This window comes from Oceanicella sp. SM1341 (assembly GCF_003448965.1).
In the GTDB taxonomy this organism is placed as follows: domain Bacteria; phylum Pseudomonadota; class Alphaproteobacteria; order Rhodobacterales; family Rhodobacteraceae; genus Paroceanicella.
In genome coordinates, this window is the sequence record NZ_QRGC01000006.1 from 131932 (window position 1) to 147530 (window position 15599).

Annotated in this window: 13 protein-coding genes; 9 read left to right on the plus strand and 4 right to left on the minus strand. The window is 71.6% G+C overall.

The genetic code is table 11. The features are described from left to right. The first annotated feature begins 8 nt into the window (after positions 1–8). On the plus strand, positions 9–206 hold the full coding sequence (locus tag D3P35_RS08210) for a CsbD family protein (protein ID WP_118134229.1): 198 nt from the start codon (positions 9–11) through the stop codon (positions 204–206). Positions 207–425: 219 nt separating this feature from the next. On the opposite strand, the gene D3P35_RS08215 is transcribed toward D3P35_RS08210, so the two are convergent. The 4 genes from D3P35_RS08215 to hutI form a co-directional block, all read right to left on the minus strand. Next, a complete protein-coding gene (locus D3P35_RS08215) occupies positions 426–1085 on the minus strand; it encodes a flavin reductase family protein (RefSeq protein WP_118134230.1) in 660 nt (219 codons plus the stop codon). A gap of 140 nt (positions 1086–1225) precedes the next feature. Next, the gene (gene hutU, locus D3P35_RS08220) at positions 1226–2899 is read right to left on the minus strand and encodes a urocanate hydratase (protein WP_118134231.1); all 1674 of its coding nucleotides are present in this window, start codon (positions 2897–2899) and stop codon (positions 1226–1228) included. A 19-nt stretch (positions 2900–2918) separates the two neighbouring features. Then, positions 2919–4442, minus strand: a complete 1524-nt coding sequence (gene hutH, locus D3P35_RS08225; RefSeq protein WP_118134232.1) for a histidine ammonia-lyase — start codon at positions 4440–4442, stop codon at positions 2919–2921. Beyond that, on the minus strand, positions 4433–5644 hold the full coding sequence (gene hutI, locus D3P35_RS08230; protein ID WP_118134233.1) for an imidazolonepropionase: 1212 nt from the start codon (positions 5642–5644) through the stop codon (positions 4433–4435). Before hutI ends, hutH begins: the two co-directional genes overlap by 10 nt. Positions 5645–5775: 131 nt before the next feature. Between hutI and D3P35_RS08235 the strand changes: the two genes are divergently transcribed. From D3P35_RS08235 to D3P35_RS08270, 8 genes are all read left to right on the plus strand, one after another. Beyond that, entirely contained in the window at positions 5776–7131 is a 1356-nt protein-coding gene (locus tag D3P35_RS08235; RefSeq protein WP_118134234.1) for a formimidoylglutamate deiminase, read from the plus strand. Further along, positions 7131–7832 (plus strand): UTRA domain-containing protein, encoded by a 702-nt coding sequence (locus D3P35_RS08240; RefSeq protein ID WP_232830423.1) that lies wholly within the window; start codon positions 7131–7133, stop codon positions 7830–7832. Before D3P35_RS08235 ends, D3P35_RS08240 begins: the two co-directional genes overlap by 1 nt. Before the next feature lie 103 nt (positions 7833–7935). Beyond that, positions 7936–9525, plus strand: a complete 1590-nt coding sequence (locus D3P35_RS08245) for an ABC transporter substrate-binding protein (protein WP_118134236.1) — start codon at positions 7936–7938, stop codon at positions 9523–9525. 7 nt (positions 9526–9532) lie between these two features. Beyond that, positions 9533–10510 carry an ABC transporter permease gene (locus tag D3P35_RS08250; RefSeq protein ID WP_232830424.1) on the plus strand — a complete coding sequence of 326 codons (978 nt, stop codon included), beginning with the start codon at positions 9533–9535 and terminating at the stop codon, positions 10508–10510. 13 nt (positions 10511–10523) lie between these two features. Next, positions 10524–11354, plus strand: a complete 831-nt coding sequence (locus tag D3P35_RS08255; RefSeq protein ID WP_118134237.1) for an ABC transporter permease — start codon at positions 10524–10526, stop codon at positions 11352–11354. Continuing rightward, a complete protein-coding gene (locus tag D3P35_RS08260; RefSeq protein ID WP_118134238.1) occupies positions 11351–12961 on the plus strand; it encodes an ABC transporter ATP-binding protein in 1611 nt (536 codons plus the stop codon). The genes D3P35_RS08255 and D3P35_RS08260 overlap by 4 nt, the downstream gene beginning before the upstream one ends. A 49-nt stretch (positions 12962–13010) precedes the next feature. Continuing rightward, positions 13011–14420, plus strand: coding sequence for an amidase (locus D3P35_RS08265; protein WP_118134239.1), 1410 nt, complete (start codon positions 13011–13013; stop codon positions 14418–14420). Between the two features lie 199 nt (positions 14421–14619). Beyond that, complete coding sequence (locus D3P35_RS08270) at positions 14620–15501, plus strand: helix-turn-helix domain-containing protein (protein ID WP_118134240.1); 882 nt, start codon at positions 14620–14622, stop codon at positions 15499–15501. Positions 15502–15599 lie beyond the last annotated feature (98 nt).

Here is a 15599-nt window from a genome sequence, read left to right on the forward strand (position 1 = left end):
GAACCACGATGAACATGGATCAGATCAAGGGCAACTGGAAGCAGCTCAGCGGCACCCTGCAGCGCGAATGGGGCGAGCTGACCGACGATGATGTCGCCAAGATCGAAGGCGACCAGACCAAGCTCGCCGGCATCCTGCAGGAGAAGTACGGCATCGCCCGCGACGAGGCCGAGAAGCGCATCGACGACTGGGCCAGCCGCAACTGAGCCCGGGTCGCAGCCCGGCGCCATCCCGCCGGACCGCTCTCCACATGGCCCCCCGCGACCTCCGCGGGGGGCCTTGTCGTGTCGGCGGTAGCCCCGTGGCGGGCCCGCGGCGCCCGTGCGGCGCGCCGCGCCGCAGAGCGCGCCGCCGCCGGGGCAGGACCGGCCTGCCCGGAACATCCGGCCGCGGCGCGATCCCGGCCGGCCCGCCGGGGCCCCGGTTCAGCGCGTCACCCGGCCCTCGAGCCCCTGGCCGGCGCCGGGGGTGGAGCCGGGGATGCGCATCTCGAAGACCTCCGTCACCGAGGTGTAGTCGTAGTAGCCCATGCGGGCGAGCGGGCGGATGGCGGGAATGTCGAGCTTGCCCTGCGGGGTCACCACCCGGTCATCCACGTGGATGCGCACCACCTCGCCGTAGACCACGTCGACCGTGCCCATGGCGCTGCGGCCCTCCAGCCGGTGGGTCTGCAGGTAGCGGCACTCGAAATGACAGGGGCTCTCGGCCACGCGCGGCCCCGGGGCGTCGATGCAGGCGGCCTTGGTCACCCCGGCGCGGTCGAACTCGTCCACCCCGCGGGGCAGGTCCTCGGCCGAGCGGTTCACCGCCTCGCGCAGCTCGTATGTCGCCATGTTCCACACGAACCAGCCGGTTTCCTCGGCGTTCAGCACCGTGTCCTTGCGCCGGCCGTCGCCGTAGAGATTGGCGGCGAACATCACCATCGGCGGGTCGAACGTGAGGTTCTGCCACTGCGAATAGGGCGCGAGATTGGCCTGCCCGTCGGCGGAGATCGTCGACAGCCAGCCGATCGGCCGCGGCACCGTGCAGGCCTTGAAGGGAGAGAACGGCAGCGGGCAGGGCTCGGAGGCCGGGGCGTAATGCATGGAGTGTCCTTCCTGTCGGGTGTTCTTCTTCTCCGGCGCCTGCGAGAGGCGTCGCGTTGCCCCGGCCGCAGAGCCGGGGCCTCCGGGGGCCGCGCGGGAGGCTCCGGGTCAGGCCCGGAGCGCCGCGGCGCGGGGCCCCGTCAGGTGCCGAGGATGCCCGGCAGGCGCAGGCCCTTCTCGCGCGCGCAGTCGAGCGCGCTTTCGTAGCCCGCATCGGCATGGCGCATCACGCCGGTCGCCGGGTCGTTCCAGAGCACGCGCTCGAGGCGGGCGGCGGCCTCGGGCGTGCCATCGGCGCAGATCACCACGCCGGAATGCTGCGAGAAGCCCATGCCCACGCCGCCGCCATGGTGCAGGCTCACCCAGGTCGCGCCCGAGGCGGTGTTGAGGAGCGCGTTCAGCAGCGGCCAGTCCGACACCGCGTCCGAGCCGTCGCGCATCGCCTCGGTCTCGCGGTTGGGGCTCGCGACCGAGCCGCTGTCGAGATGGTCGCGGCCGATGACCACGGGGGCCTTCAGCTCGCCCTTCGCCACCATCTCGTTGAAGGCGAGGCCGAGGCGGTGGCGGTCGCCCAGCCCCACCCAGCAGATGCGCGCCGGCAGGCCCTGGAAGGCGATGCGCTCGCGCGCCATGTCGAGCCAGCGGTGCAGGGGGGCGTTGTCGGGCAGGATCTCCTTCACCTTGGCATCGGTGCGGTAGATGTCCTCCGGGTCGCCCGAGAGGGCCGCCCAGCGGAACGGCCCGACGCCGCGGCAGAACAGCGGCCGGATATAGGCGGGCACGAAGCCGGGGAAGTCGAAGGCGTTCTCCAGCCCCTCCTCGAGCGCCATCTGGCGGATGTTGTTGCCGTAATCCACCGTGGGGATGCCGCGGGCGTGGAAGTCGAGCATCGCCTCCACCTGCACGCGCATCGAGGCTTTCGCGGCCTTCGTGACCGCTTTCGGGTCGCTCTCGCGCATCTCGCGCCACTGGCCGAGGGTCCAGCCGGCGGGCAGGTAGCCGTTCACCGGGTCATGCGCCGAGGTCTGGTCGGTGACGATGTCGGGGCGGATGCCGCGGGCCACGAGCTCGGGGAAGATCTCCGCCGCGTTGCCGAGCAGGCCGACCGATTTCGCCTCGCCCGCCTCGGTCCATTTCTCGATCATCGCCAGCGACTCGTCGAGCGAGGTGGCCTTCTCGTCGACGTATCGGGTGCGCAGGCGGAAATCGATGCGGCTCTCGTCGCATTCCACCGCGAGGCAGCAGGCCCCGGCCATCACCGCGGCGAGCGGCTGGGCGCCGCCCATGCCGCCGAGGCCCCCGGTCAGCACCCAGCGGCCGGTGAGGTCGCCGCCGTAATGCTGGCGCCCGGCCTCGGCGAAGGTCTCGAACGTGCCCTGCACGATGCCCTGCGTGCCGATGTAGATCCACGACCCGGCGGTCATCTGGCCGTACATCATCAGCCCCTTGCGATCGAGCTCGTTGAAATGCTCCCAGGTCGCCCAGTGCGGCACGAGGTTGGAATTGGCGATCAGCACCCGCGGCGCATCCGCATGGGTGCGGAAGATGCCGACCGGCTTGCCGGACTGCACCAGCAGGGTCTCGTTCGCCTCGAGGCTCTTCAGGCTCGCCACGATGCGGTCGAAATCCTCCCAGGTGCGCGCGGCGCGGCCGATGCCGCCGTAGACCACCAGCTCATGCGGGTTTTCCGCCACGTCGGGGTGGAGGTTGTTCATCAGCATGCGCATCGGCGCCTCGGTGAGCCAGCTCTTCGCGCTGATCTCGGGGCCGGTGGGGGGGAATATGTCGCGCAGGTTGTGGCGGGGGTTGGTCATGTCGGGTTCTCCGGAAGCGTCAGGCGCCGAGCGGCGGCACGGCGAGGCCGGAGGCGGCGGCAGCCGCCCCGGAGCGGATCAGCACCGCCGCGGCCTCTAGATCGGGGGCGAGGTAGCGGTCCTCCTGCAGGGGCGGCACCTCCTCGCGCAGCCGGGCGATCACGGCGCGCAGCGGCGCCGAGGTTTCCAGCGGCGCGCGGAAGGCGATGCCCTGCGCGCCGCAGATCAGCTCGATGCCGACGATGCGGCCGAGATTGTCGGCCATGTCCATCAGCCGCCGCGCGCCATGGGCGGCCATCGAGACATGGTCCTCCTGGTTGGCGGAGGTGGGGGTACTGTCGGTCGAGCAGGGGTTGGCGCGCTGCTTGTTCTCGCTCATCAGGGCGGCCGAGGTGACCTCGGCGATCATCAGTCCCGAGTTCAGCCCCGGCGCAGGCGTGAGGAAGGGCGGCAGGTCATGGCTCAGCGCGGGGTCGACCATCAGCGCGATGCGCCGCTGGCTGATGGCGCCGATCTCGGCCAGCGCGAGTGCGATCATGTCGGCGGCGAAGGCCACCGGCTCGGCGTGGAAGTTCCCGCCCGAGACGATGGCGCCCGAGATCACCAGCGGGTTGTCGGTGACGGCGTTCGCCTCGATCTCCAGCGTGGCGGCGGCCTGGCGCATCAGGTCCATCGCCGCCCCGGTCACCTGCGGCTGGCAGCGGATGCAATAGGGGTCCTGCACCCGGGCGTCGCCCTCGCGGTGGCTCTCGCGGATCTCCGATCCGTCGAGCAGCGCGCGCAGGAAGGCGGCGGTTTCGAGCTGGCCGCGATGGCCGCGCAGGGCGTGGATCTCCGGCTCCAGCGGCGCGGTGGAGCCCATGATCGCGTCGGTCGAGAGGGCGGAGGCGACGAGTGCGCCTTCCGCGCACCGCCAGCCCTCGAACAGCCCGGCGAGCGCGAAGGCGGTGGAGAACTGGGTGCCGTTGATCAGGCCCAGCCCCTCCTTGGGGCCCAGCTCCACCGGGGCGATGCCGGCCTCGGCCAGCGCCTCGGCCCCGGGCAGCACCCGGCCGCGAAACTCCGCCTCGCCCGCGCCGATCAGCACCGCGGTCATGTGCGCCAGCGGCGCGAGATCGCCCGAGGCGCCCACCGAGCCCTGCGCCGGGATGACGGGTGTCACGCCCTTCGCCAGCAGCGCCTCGATGCACTCGATCACCTTCCAGCGCACGCCGGAGGCGCCGCGGCCGAGCGAGGCGAGCTTGAGCGCCATCATCAGCCGCGCCACGCGCCGCGGGATGGCCGGGCCCACGCCCGAGCAATGCGACAGGATGAGGTTGCGCTGCAGGGTTGCCGTGTCCTCGGGCGCGATCTTCACCGAGGCGAGCTTGCCGAAGCCGGTGTTCACCCCGTAGACCGCCGCCGAGCCCGCCGCGGCCTCCGCCACCCGCGCGACCGCGGCATCGACCGCCGGTTTCGCCGCCGGGTTCACCGCAACGGCGAGCTCCTCGAAATAGATCCGGGCGAGCGCATCGAGGCTCACCGCGCCGGGGGTCAGCTGCATTCCAAACCTCCGAACCAGCGCGCATGCGCCGGGTTGAAGCCGATACGATAGGCCAGTTCCGCCGGATGGGCCACGTTCCAGGCCACGAGGTCGGCGCGCAGTCCCGGCGCGATCATGCCACAATCGGTGGCGCCGAGGGCGCGGGCCGCCTCGCGGGTGATGCCGGCCAGCGCCTCCTCCGGGGTGAGGCGGAACAGGGTGCAGCCCATGTTGAGCGTGAGCAGCAGCGAGGTGAGCGGCGAGGTGCCGGGGTTGCAGTCCGTCGCGAGCGCTATGGGCACGCCGGCTGCGCGCAGGCCGGCCACCGGGGGCAGCTTCGTCTCGCGCAGGGTGTAGAAGGCGCCGGGCAGCAGCACGGCGACGGTGCCGGCGGCGGCCATGGCGGCGATGCCCTCCTCGCCGAGGTATTCGAGATGGTCGGCCGAGAGCGCGCCGTGCCGGGCGGCGAGCGCGGCGCCGCCGAGGTCGGAGAGCTGCTCGGCATGCAGTTTCACCGGCAGGCCGAGGGCGCGGGCGGTGTCGAACACCCGGCCGATCTCCTCCGGGCTGAAGGCGATGCCCTCGCAGAACCCGTCCACCGCGTCGACCAGCGCTTCGGCATGGGCGGCGCGCAGGGCCGGCAGGCAGACCTCGTCGATATAGGCGCCTGAGCGGCCCTTGTACTCGGCCGGCACGGCGTGGGCGCCGAGGAAGCTGGTGAGCACGCGCACCGGGCGCAGCCGCTCGAGCTGCCGTGCGGCGCGCAGCATGCGCAGCTCGGTCTCGATATCGAGCCCGTAGCCGGATTTCACCTCGATCAGCGTCAGCCCCTCGGCCAGCAGCGCGTCGAGCCGGGGCAGGGCGGCGGCGACCAGCGCCTCCTCGGAGGCCTCCCGCGTGGCCCGCACGGAGGAGACGATGCCGCCCCCGGCCCGCGCCACCTCCTCGTAGCTCGCGCCCTCCAGCCGCATCTCGAACTCGCGCGCGCGGTCCCCGCCGAAGACGATATGGGTGTGGCAGTCGATCAGCCCGGGGGTGAGCAGCCGGCCGCCGAGGTCCTGCACCGGCAGCCGGGCATGCTCGGCCGGCAGCGCCGCCGCGGGCCCGGCGAAGGCGATGCGCCCCTCGCGCAGCGCCACGGCGCCGTTCTCCACCAGCCCGTAGGGCGCTCCGCCCTCCTGCATGGTGGCGAGGGTCGCGTTGGTGAGAATCAGGTCCGGCATCGGCGCGCAATCCCTTGCTGTCGTCGCGGTATGGCGGAAAATGTAGGAGAGTACCCTTTTTATGTCTACACATATTTACCGGATGCCGCGCCCGCGCTAAGCTTCCCCCCAACAGCCAGCAGGAGGCCGCCATGACCCAGACCACCACGCTCATCACCGGCACGCATGCGCTCCTGCCCGGGGGCTGGGCCCGCGACGTGGCGCTGGACGTAGGCCCCGACGGCTCCATCGCCGCGGTGCGCACCGGGGTGGAGGGGGCGGCGCCGCGCATCCTGCTGCCCGCGCCCTCGAACCTGCACAGCCACACCTTCCAGCGCGCCATGGCCGGCATGACCGAGGCCCGCGCCCCGGAGCGTGACAGTTTCTGGACCTGGCGGGTGCTGATGTACCGTTTCCTCGACCTGCTGAGCCCGGAGCAGATCGGGGCTATCGCCGCCATGGCCTTCGTGGAGATGCAGGAGGCGGGTTTCGCCGCGGTGGCGGAGTTTCACTACCTGCACCACCAGCCCGGCGGCGCGCCCTATGAGGACATCGCCGAGACCTCGCGGCGCATCTTCGCCGCGGCGCGCGACACCGGCATCGGCCTCACCCACCTGCCGGTGCTCTACAGCCACGGCGGGCCAGGGGCGCAGCCGCTGGAAGGCGGGCAGAAGCGCTTCGGCAACGACATGGAGCGCTTCTCCCGGCTGATGATGGCGCTCGACCTCGAGGGCATGCCGGGCGACACGCGCATCGGGGTTGCGCCGCATTCGCTGCGCGCGGTCACGACGGATGTCTTCGCGCATCTCTCCTCGCCGGGGCCGATCCACATCCACGCCGCCGAGCAGGAGCGCGAGGTGGAGGAGATCGAGGCCTGGCTCGGCGCGCGCCCGGTGCAATGGCTGCTCGACAATGCCGGGCTCTCCGAGCGCTGGTGCCTGATCCACTGCACCCAGATGCAGCCCGGCGAGACCGAGGCGCTGGCCCGCTCCGGCGCCGTGGCGGGCCTCTGCCCGGTGACCGAGGCGAACCTGGGCGACGGGATCTTCGACGGCCCGCGCTTCCTCGGCGCCGGCGGGCGTTTCGGGGTGGGGAGCGATTCCAACATCCGCGTGAGCCTCGCGCAGGAGCTGCGGGCGCTCGAATACAGCCAGCGCCTGCGCGACCGGGCGCGCAACGTGCTGGCGCCCGAGGGCGGCGGCTCGGTGGGGGAAAACCTGTTCCTGCGCGCGGCCTCGGGCGCGGCCCGTGCGCTCGACCGCGAGGCGGGTGCCCTCGCCCCCGGCCTGCTGGCCGACGTGATGGCCCTCGACGCAGGCGCGCTCACCTTCGCCGGGCTCACGCCGCAACAGTTCGTCGACGGCTGGATCTTCGCCGGGGCGGATGGGCCGGTGGCCGATCTCTGGTCGGCCGGGCGGCACCGGGTTGTGGCCGGTCGCCACGTGGCCCGCACGGAGGTGGAGGCGAACTACCGCGCGGCGATCTCGGCGCTCACCGGCGCGCTGTGATGGCGAGCTTCCGCGACATCAAGGAGGACATCCTGGCGCGGATCTCGGCCCGCGAATGGGCCCCGGGAGACCTGATCCCCAACGAGGCCGAGCTGGCGGAGCGTTACGGCTCGGCGCGTTCCACCGTGAACCGCGCCCTGCGCGAGCTGGCCGAGGCCGGGCTGCTGGAGCGCCGCCGCCGCGCCGGCACCCGGGTGGCCCGGCGCAACTGGCGCGGCGCCTTCTTCGAGATCCCGCTGGTGCGCGCCGAGGTCGAGGGCTCGGGCCGCCGCTATGGCTACCACCTGATCGAGCGCCGCGAGGAGGGTGCCGGCCCCGAGGCCGCGGCCCGGCTGGAGCTGCCGGCCGGCGCGCCGGTGCTGTTCCTGCGCTGCCTGCATTTCGCCGACGGGCTGCCCCACCAGCTCGAGACCCGCTGGATCAACCGCTCCGAGGTGCCCGGCGCCGCCGCCATGCCCTTCGAGGCCGAGGGCCCGAACGAATGGCTGGTGCGCGAGGTGCCCTGGTCGAGCTCGGAGCACGTGTTCTCCGCCGCGATGCCCGACGCGGAGGAGCGCCGGCTGCTGGGCATGGAGGCGGGCGAGCCGCTCTTCGTGCTGGAGCGGCGCACCTGGTCGGCCACGGCCACCATCACCTGGGCGCGGCTGGCCCATCCGGGGGCGCGTTTCCGCATGGTTTCGCGCACCGATCCGACCGGCTGACCCTTCCACGATGGTGAATGGCCCCTTCTCATGAGACCGGGGGATTGACCGCCCCTAGCATCCGGTACGAAATTCCCGTTTCCCCATCCAGTGAGGACATGCCATGAATCGCCGCGAATTCAACCACCTGCTGTTCATGTCCGGCGCGGTTGCCGTCAGCGGCGTCGGCCTGGGCCGCCCCGCCTTCGCGCAGGCCGCCGAGGGCGGGCTCACCGCCATCATCCAGCCCGAGCCGCCGATCCTGCAGCTGGCGCTCAACCAGCAGACCCCCACCGGCGTGGTGGGCGGCAAGATCTACGAGAGCCTGCTGAGCTACGACCTGAAGCTCACCCCCGGCCCGCAGCTGGCCGAGAGCTGGGAGATGTCCGAGGACGGGCTCACCTACACCTTCCACCTGGTGAAGAACGCCAAGTGGCATGACGGCGAGCCCTTCACCGCCGCCGACGTGGTGTTCACCTGCGACGATTTCCTCAAGGAAGTGCACCCGCGCGCCCGCGCCACCTTCGACCGCTGCGAGAGCATCACCGCGCCGGATGACTACACCGTGGTGTTCAAGCTCAAGGAGCCCTTCGCGCCCTTCCTGCTGGCCTTCGAGACCTCCTCGGCCCCGATGGTGCCCAAGCATCTCTACGAGGGCGAGGACTATCGCAACTCCGAGCACAACCAGACCCCGATCGGCACCGGCCCGTTCAAGTTCAACGAATGGGTGCGCGGCAGCCACATCCACCTGCAGGCCTTCGACGAGTATTACGGCGAGGGCCAGCCGCATCTCACCGAGATCTACTACCGGGTGATCCCCGACGCCGCCTCGCGCTCGGTGGCGCTGGAGACCGGCGAGGCCCAGCTCGCCCAGTGGGGCGATGTGGAGACTTTCGACGTGGAGCGCCTCTCCGCGCTGCCGCATCTCACCATGACCACCGAGGGCTACGAGTTCTTCTCGCCCGTCTCCTGGCTGGAATTCAACTGCCGCAACAAACCGATGGACGACAAGCGCTTCCGCCAGGCGGTGATGCACCTGATCGACCGCGAGTTCATCCGCGACCGCATCCTCTTCGGTCTCGCCAGGGTGGCGACCGGGCCCATCGCCTCCACCACCCGGTTCTACGACGGCGACGTGAAGCAGTATGAACTCTCCATCGAGAAGGCCACGGCCCTGCTCGACGAGATGGGCCTCACCCCCGGTTCCGACGGCAACCGTGTCACCATCGACTACCCGGTGCCGCCCTATGGCGAGACCTGGGTGCGCACGGCCGAGTTCATCCGCCAGGCGCTGGCGCAGGGCGGCATCAACGTGAACCTGATCTCGACCGACGTGGCCGGCTGGGCCTCCGCCGTGTCGAACTGGGAGTTCGACATCACCACCAACATGCTCTACCAGTTCGGTGATCCGGCGCTGGGCGTGGCCCGCACCTATGTCTCGTCCAACATCCGCAAGGGCGTCATGTTCACCAACACGGCCGGCTACTCCAACCCCGAGGTCGACCGGCTGTTCGCCGAGGCCGCGGTGGCCACCTCCGACGACACGCGCCAGCAGCTCTACTCCGAGGTGCAGAAGCTGCTCGTGGAGGAGGTGCCGGTGGCCTGGCTGACCGAGAACCAGTACCCGACGATCTACGACAATCGCCTGGAGGATCTCATCGTCTCGGCCACGGGCGCGAACGGCAACTTCGCTTCCGCCAAATACGCAGGATAATCAACGCGTGCTTCAGATACGACGCATCGGTGTGCGGCTGGCCGGGCTGGCCGCCACCATCCTCGTCATCGCGACGATCAACTTCATCCTGGTGCATTCCGCGCCGGGTGACCCGGCCTCGGTGATGGCCGGGCAATCGGGCGCCACGGACGAGAAGTTCCTCGCCGAGGTGCGCGCCGAATACGGGCTCGACCAGCCCTACATCGTCCAGCTCGGCACCTACCTGGGCAAGGTGGTGCAGTTCGATCTGGGCTATTCCTTCCGCCAGCGCCGCGACGTGGCGGACCTGATCATGGAGCGGCTCTGGCCCACGCTGCTGCTCACCCTCACCTCCTTCACCCTGGCGCTCGCCGGAGGCATCTTCCTCGGCGCGCTGGCCGGGCGGCGGGCCGGGCGCTGGTCGGACACGCTGATCTCGATGGGCGCTCTCCTGCTCTACGCCACGCCGGTGTTCTGGCTGGGGCTGATGCTGGTGCTGGTGTTCTCCATCCAGCTCGGCTGGCTGCCGGCCTTCGGCTATGCCTCCATCCGGGCCGACAGTTTCACCACCTGGCACTACATCACCGATGTCGCCTCGCACCTGGTGCTGCCTGCGGTCTCGCTCGCGGCGATCTACATGGCGGTCTACACCCGGCTCATGCGCTCCTCCATCATCGAGGTGAGCCACGAGGACCACGTGAAGACCGCCCGCGCCAAGGGCCTCACCGAGGGCCGCATCCTGCGCCGGCACATGCTGCGCAACGCCTCGCTGCCGGTGATCACCTTCGCCGGCCTGCAGGCGGGCGCGATGATCGGCGGCGCCGTGGTGGTGGAGACGGTCTTCGCCTGGCCCGGCCTCGGCCGCCTCACCTACGACGCGGTGCTGCAGCGCGACTACCCGGTGCTGCTGGGCCTCTTCCTGGTGATGTCGGTGCTGGTCATCCTGGTAAACCTGCTCACCGACCTGATCTACCGGATGATCGACCCGCGGCTCGCGGCGCGCTGAGGGACCCGAACAGATGAACGACACGCTCAAGACCTTCCTCACCCGCAAGACCGGTGTCATCGGGCTGGTGCTGCTCGCCCTCGTGGTGGCGCTCGCCGTGCTGGCGCCGGTGCTCTACCCCGCCTCGCCCTGGGAGATCACCGGCGTGCCCTTCGCCGCGCCCGGCGAATACGGCATGCTGCTGGGCTCCGACACGCTGGGCCGCGACATCGCCTCGGGCATCGCCCACGGCGCGCGCGTCTCGCTGCTGATCGGGGTTGCCTCCACCCTCGCGGCGCTGTGCATCGGCGTGGTGCTGGGCTGCCTCGCCGGCTATTTCGGCGGCTGGGTGGACATGCTGGTGATGCGCTTCACCGAGATCTTCCAGACCATCCCGAACTTCGTGCTCGCCATCCTGCTGGTGGCGATCCTGAACCCCTCGCTCTGGACCATCATCCTCGCCATCGGCATCGTGAGCTGGCCGCCGCTGGCCCGCCTCACCCGCGCGCAGGTGATGACCATCTCCACGCGGGAGTTCATCTCCGCCGCGCGCTGCCAGGGCCAGTCCACCGCCTCCATCGTGCTGCGCCACGTGCTGCCGAACGCGATCTCGCCGATCATCGTCACCGGCTCGCTCACCATCGCCACCGCCATCCTCATCGAGGCGGCGCTGAGCTTCATGGGACTGGGCGACCCGAACAACATGTCCTGGGGCTTCATGGTCGGCGCCGGGCGCACGGTCATCCGCCAGGCCTGGTGGATGAGCGTCTTCCCCGGCCTCGCCATCCTGATCACCGTGGTGGCGATCAACCTCGTGGGCGAAGCCCTCAACGATGCCCTCAACCCCCGGATCTCGCGCTCATGACCCTGCTTTCCATCCGAGATCTCGCGCTCGACCTGCCCGCCGGGGCCGACCGGCCCCGGGCGGTGGACGGCGTGTCCTTCGACATCGCGCCGAACGAGATCGTCTGCCTCGTGGGGGAGAGCGGCTCCGGCAAGTCGATGACCGCGCATGCCATCCTCGGCCTGCTGCCGCCCAAGGTGCGCCCGGGCGGCGGCGAGCTGATGTTCGAGGGCCGCGATCTGCTCAAGGTCTCCGAGGCGGAGATGCGCGCCCTGCGCGGCGCCGGCATCTCGATGATCTTCCAGGAGCCGCTCACCGCGCTCAACCCGCTCAAGCGCGTGGGCGAGCAGGTGGCCGAGGCCATCCTCACCCATGACCCCAAGGCGCGCGACGCGAAGGCCCGCGCCGTGGCGCTCTTCGCCGACGTGGGCCTGCCGGACCCGGCCTCGGCCGTGCGGGCCTTTCCCTTCCAGCTCTCCGGCGGCCAGCGCCAGCGCGTGATGATCGCGATGGCGCTCGCCAACAACCCGCGCCTGCTGATCGCCGACGAGCCCACCACCGCGCTCGACGTCACCACCCAGCGCCAGATCCTCGACCTGATCAAGAAGCTGCAGGCCGAGCGCGGCATGGGGGTGCTGTTCATCACCCATGACATCGGCGTGGTGGCCGATATCGCCGACCGCGTGGTGGTGCTGCGCTACGGCCGCGTGGTGGAGCAGGGGCCGGCGGCCGCCGTGCTCCACACGCCGGCGGAGGAGTACACCCGCCACCTGCTCGCCGCCGTGCCGGGCCGCGGCGCCCCCGCCCATGCCGAGGGGCGCGGCGAGGTGCTGCTCGAGGTGGCCGGGCTGATGAAGACCTTCGTGACCAAGCAGGGGTTCTTCGCGCCCGAGCGCCGGGTGATCGCCGCCGGGGGGCTCGACTTCCGCCTGCGCCGCGGCGACACGCTGGCCGTGGTGGGCGAGAGCGGCTCGGGCAAGAGCACGCTCGCGCGCATGGTGCTGCGGCTGATCGAGGCCGATGACGGCGCCATCCGCTACAAGGGCGAGGACGTGCGGCTGATGCGCGGCGAGGCGCTGCGCCAGTTCCGCCGCCGCGCCCAGATCGTGTTCCAGGACCCCTACGCCTCGCTCGACCCCCGGCTGAAGGTGGGCGAGAGCATCGTGCGCGGGCCGATGGCCTTCGGCACCTCGCGCGCCGAGGCGAGCGCCACGGCGAAGCGCTGGCTCGAGCGGGTGGGCCTCGGCGCCGGGGCGTTCGACCGCTACCCGCACGAGTTCTCCGGCGGCCAGCGCCAGCGCGTGTGCATCGCCCGGGCCCTCGCGCTCGACCCCGAGCTGCTGATCGCCGACGAGGCGGTCTCGGCGCTCGATGTCTCGGTGCAGGCGCAGGTGCTCGACCTGCTGGCGGAGCTGAAGGCGGAGTTCGGCCTGTCGATGATGTTCATCACCCATGACCTGAGGGTGGCGCGCGAGATCGCGGACCGTATCATCGTGATGAAGAAGGGCCTGATCGTGGAGCAGAGCGGCGCTGCCGAGCTGTTCGACGCGCCGAAGGCCGAGTACACCGCCGAGCTGCTGGCCGCGGTGCCGGGACGCGATTTCTTCGACGCCCGCGCCGCCGTCTGAGCCCGGCTGACGCGGCCCGCCCGGCCGCCTGGCAGAGGGGAGACGCCGCATGAGTGACGAGCTGTGGAGCTGGAGCGCCAGCGCGCTGGCGGAGGGGATCGCCGCCGGCGCCATCTCCTCGGAGGAGGCGACGGTGAGCGCCCTCGCGCGGATGGAGGCGGTGAACCCCGCCATCAACGCCGTGGTCGACCCGCTGCCCGAGGCGGCGCTGGAGGCGGCCCGCGCCGCCGATGCCGCCCGGGCCTCCGGCGCCGCCCTCGGGCCGCTGCACGGCGTGCCGGTGACGGTGAAGGTCAACGTCGATTACGGCGGCCGCGCCACCACCAACGGCGTGGTGGCGCTGAAGGACAACATCGCCCCGGATGACGGCACGGTGGTGGCCAACCTGCGCGCCGCCGGCGCGGTGATCATCGGGCGCACCAACACGCCGGCCTTCTCCTACCGCTTCTTCACCGAGAACGACCTGCACGGCGCCACGCGCAACCCCTGGGACGCGGGCGTCACCCCCGGCGGCTCCTCCGGCGGCGCCTCGGCCGCCACCGCCGCCGGCATCGGCGCGATGGGGCACGGCAACGACATCGGCGGCTCCATCCGCTACCCGGCCTATTGCTGCGGGCTGGTGGGGCTCAGGCCCACCTCCGGCGTGGTGCCGGCCTTCAACCCCGGCCAGGCGGCCGAGCGGCCGATGGTGAGCACCATGTCCTCGGTGCAGGGGCCGCTGGCCCGCTCGGTGGCCGACATCCGCCGCAGCATGACCGCGCTCGCGCGGCGCGACGCGCGCGACCCCTGGTGGACCCCCTCCGAGCCGTTCGACGCCACGGCGGTGCGCCGGCCCTGCCGGGTGGCGGTGCTGGCCGAGGCTGAAAGCGGGCCGACCGACCCGGTGGTCTCCGCCGCCATCCGCCGCGCGGCAGGCTGGCTTTCGGACGCGGGCTACGAGGTGGAGGAGGTGGCCCCGCCCTCGCTCGACGAGGCGACCGAGCTGTGGATCCAGGTTCTGGGCAACGAGATGCTGGGCGGCATGCTCGACGCCATCCACGCCCAGGGCGACGACCGGCTGCGCAATTTCGTCGGGCTGATGACCGACCGGGTGAAGCCGCTGGAGCGGGCGGAGTTCATCACCGCCTTCTCCTCGCGCAACACCCTGCTGCGCCGCTGGCTGGGTTTCTTCGAGGAGTGGCCGCTGCTGCTCACCGCCTGTTCCTGGCAGCGCCCCTACCCCCTGGGGCATGACCAGAAGCCGCATGCCGAGCTCGGCACGCTCTTCTCCGAGATGGCGCCGATGACGGCGCCGCCCATCCTCGGCCTGCCCGGGCTCGCCGTGCCGACCGGGGCGGAGGGCGGGCTGCCGACGGGCGTGCAGATCCTCGGCGCGCGCTTCGCGGAAAACCTGATGCTCTCGGCCGGCGCGGTGATCGAGGCCCGCGCCCCGGCCATCCGGCCCGTCGACCCGCGCTGAGCCGTCCTCCCCCGCCGGCCCCGGACCCCCACCGGGGCAGCGCGCGCCTGCACGATATCGTGTGCCTGGCCCGCCGCCGCGCGAACCTTTTGCACTGCAGCGCAGGTTATGCGACCTTGTCGTGGCAAGTATACGACAGGACGGGGTTACGGCAGTGGGAATTCACGAGACGCATATCGGTCCGGCGGCAGGCAGGCCCATGGAGCGGCGTGCCCGGCCGCCCCTGCCCGCGCCGGCTCCGGACGCGGCAGGGTTTCCGGCGGGGGCCACGGTCTCCGAGGGGCGGTTCCGTGCCGGCGGTCCGGAGGAAGCCTGCGCGCTGGTGAGCCGCATCCACGCGCTGCCCGAGCCCTTCATCGGCATCGGGACCCGCTATTCGGGGGCCGCGCTCTCCTCGCGCCACAAGCATGCCCGCGGCCAGCTCACCTGCCCGCTCACCGGCATGATCACCGTGGTGACGGACCGCGGCAGCCAGGTGGTGCCGCCCGGCCATGCGCTGTGGATCCCGCCGGGCACCATGCACCAGGTGCGGGTGCACGGGCCGGTGGAGCTGCGCAGCATCTACGTAGGCGCCGACGCGGCGCTGGAGCGCGCGGCGGACTGTGTGGTGTTCCGCGCCTCGGAGCTGCTGAAGGTGCTGATGGAGGAGGTCGTGCGCCTGCAGGAAACCGGCGCCGGGGCGGAGCATTTCGCCGCCGTGGTGACGCTGGTGAAGCAGGAGATGCGCAGCGCCGGGCGGCGCGAGCTGGCGATGCCGATGCCGAAGGACCGGCGGCTCTACCGCATCTGCCAGGCGATCCTCGCCGAGCCCGGCATCGCGCTGGGCAAGGACGATCTCGCCCGCATCGGCAACGTGAGCCGGCGCACCCTCACCCGGCTGTTCCGCAGCGAGCTGGGGATGACCTGCTCCGAGTGGCGCCAGCAGGCGCTGCTGCACGAGGCGATGGGCCGGCTCGCCACCGGCGCCTCCGTGACCACCGTTGCGCTCGACCTCGGCTACGAGAGCCCGAGCGCCTTCTCGGCGATGTTCCGCCGCGAACTGGGCTTCTGCCCGCGCGACTTCTGCCAGCGCGACGCCTGACGCCCCTGCCGGGCGCCCGGCCCGTGCCGGTGCGCAACGGCGGGGGAAGCGTCTCCGCGCGGGGCTGCGCCCCGCACCCGGGTGCGTGCGCAGCACGC

What these genes read in the sequence shown, in the direction of transcription:
- hutH (WP_118134232.1), bottom strand. Translation starts at nt 4,442, where the DNA reads ATGCAGCTGACCCCCGGCGCGGTGAGCCTCGATGCGCTCGCCCGGATC.
- D3P35_RS08245 (WP_118134236.1), top strand. Translation starts at nt 7,936, where the DNA reads ATGAATCGCCGCGAATTCAACCACCTGCTGTTCATGTCCGGCGCGGTT.
- D3P35_RS08240 (WP_232830423.1), top strand. Translation starts at nt 7,131, where the DNA reads ATGGCGAGCTTCCGCGACATCAAGGAGGACATCCTGGCGCGGATCTCG.
- D3P35_RS08255 (WP_118134237.1), top strand. Translation starts at nt 10,524, where the DNA reads ATGAACGACACGCTCAAGACCTTCCTCACCCGCAAGACCGGTGTCATC.
- D3P35_RS08235 (WP_118134234.1), top strand. Translation starts at nt 5,776, where the DNA reads ATGACCCAGACCACCACGCTCATCACCGGCACGCATGCGCTCCTGCCC.
- hutI (WP_118134233.1), bottom strand. Translation starts at nt 5,644, where the DNA reads ATGCCGGACCTGATTCTCACCAACGCGACCCTCGCCACCATGCAGGAG.
- hutU (WP_118134231.1), bottom strand. Translation starts at nt 2,899, where the DNA reads ATGACCAACCCCCGCCACAACCTGCGCGACATATTCCCCCCCACCGGC.
- D3P35_RS08270 (WP_118134240.1), top strand. Translation starts at nt 14,620, where the DNA reads ATGGAGCGGCGTGCCCGGCCGCCCCTGCCCGCGCCGGCTCCGGACGCG.
- D3P35_RS08265 (WP_118134239.1), top strand. Translation starts at nt 13,011, where the DNA reads ATGAGTGACGAGCTGTGGAGCTGGAGCGCCAGCGCGCTGGCGGAGGGG.
- D3P35_RS08210 (WP_118134229.1), top strand. Translation starts at nt 9, where the DNA reads ATGAACATGGATCAGATCAAGGGCAACTGGAAGCAGCTCAGCGGCACC.
- D3P35_RS08215 (WP_118134230.1), bottom strand. Translation starts at nt 1,085, where the DNA reads ATGCATTACGCCCCGGCCTCCGAGCCCTGCCCGCTGCCGTTCTCTCCC.
- D3P35_RS08260 (WP_118134238.1), top strand. Translation starts at nt 11,351, where the DNA reads ATGACCCTGCTTTCCATCCGAGATCTCGCGCTCGACCTGCCCGCCGGG.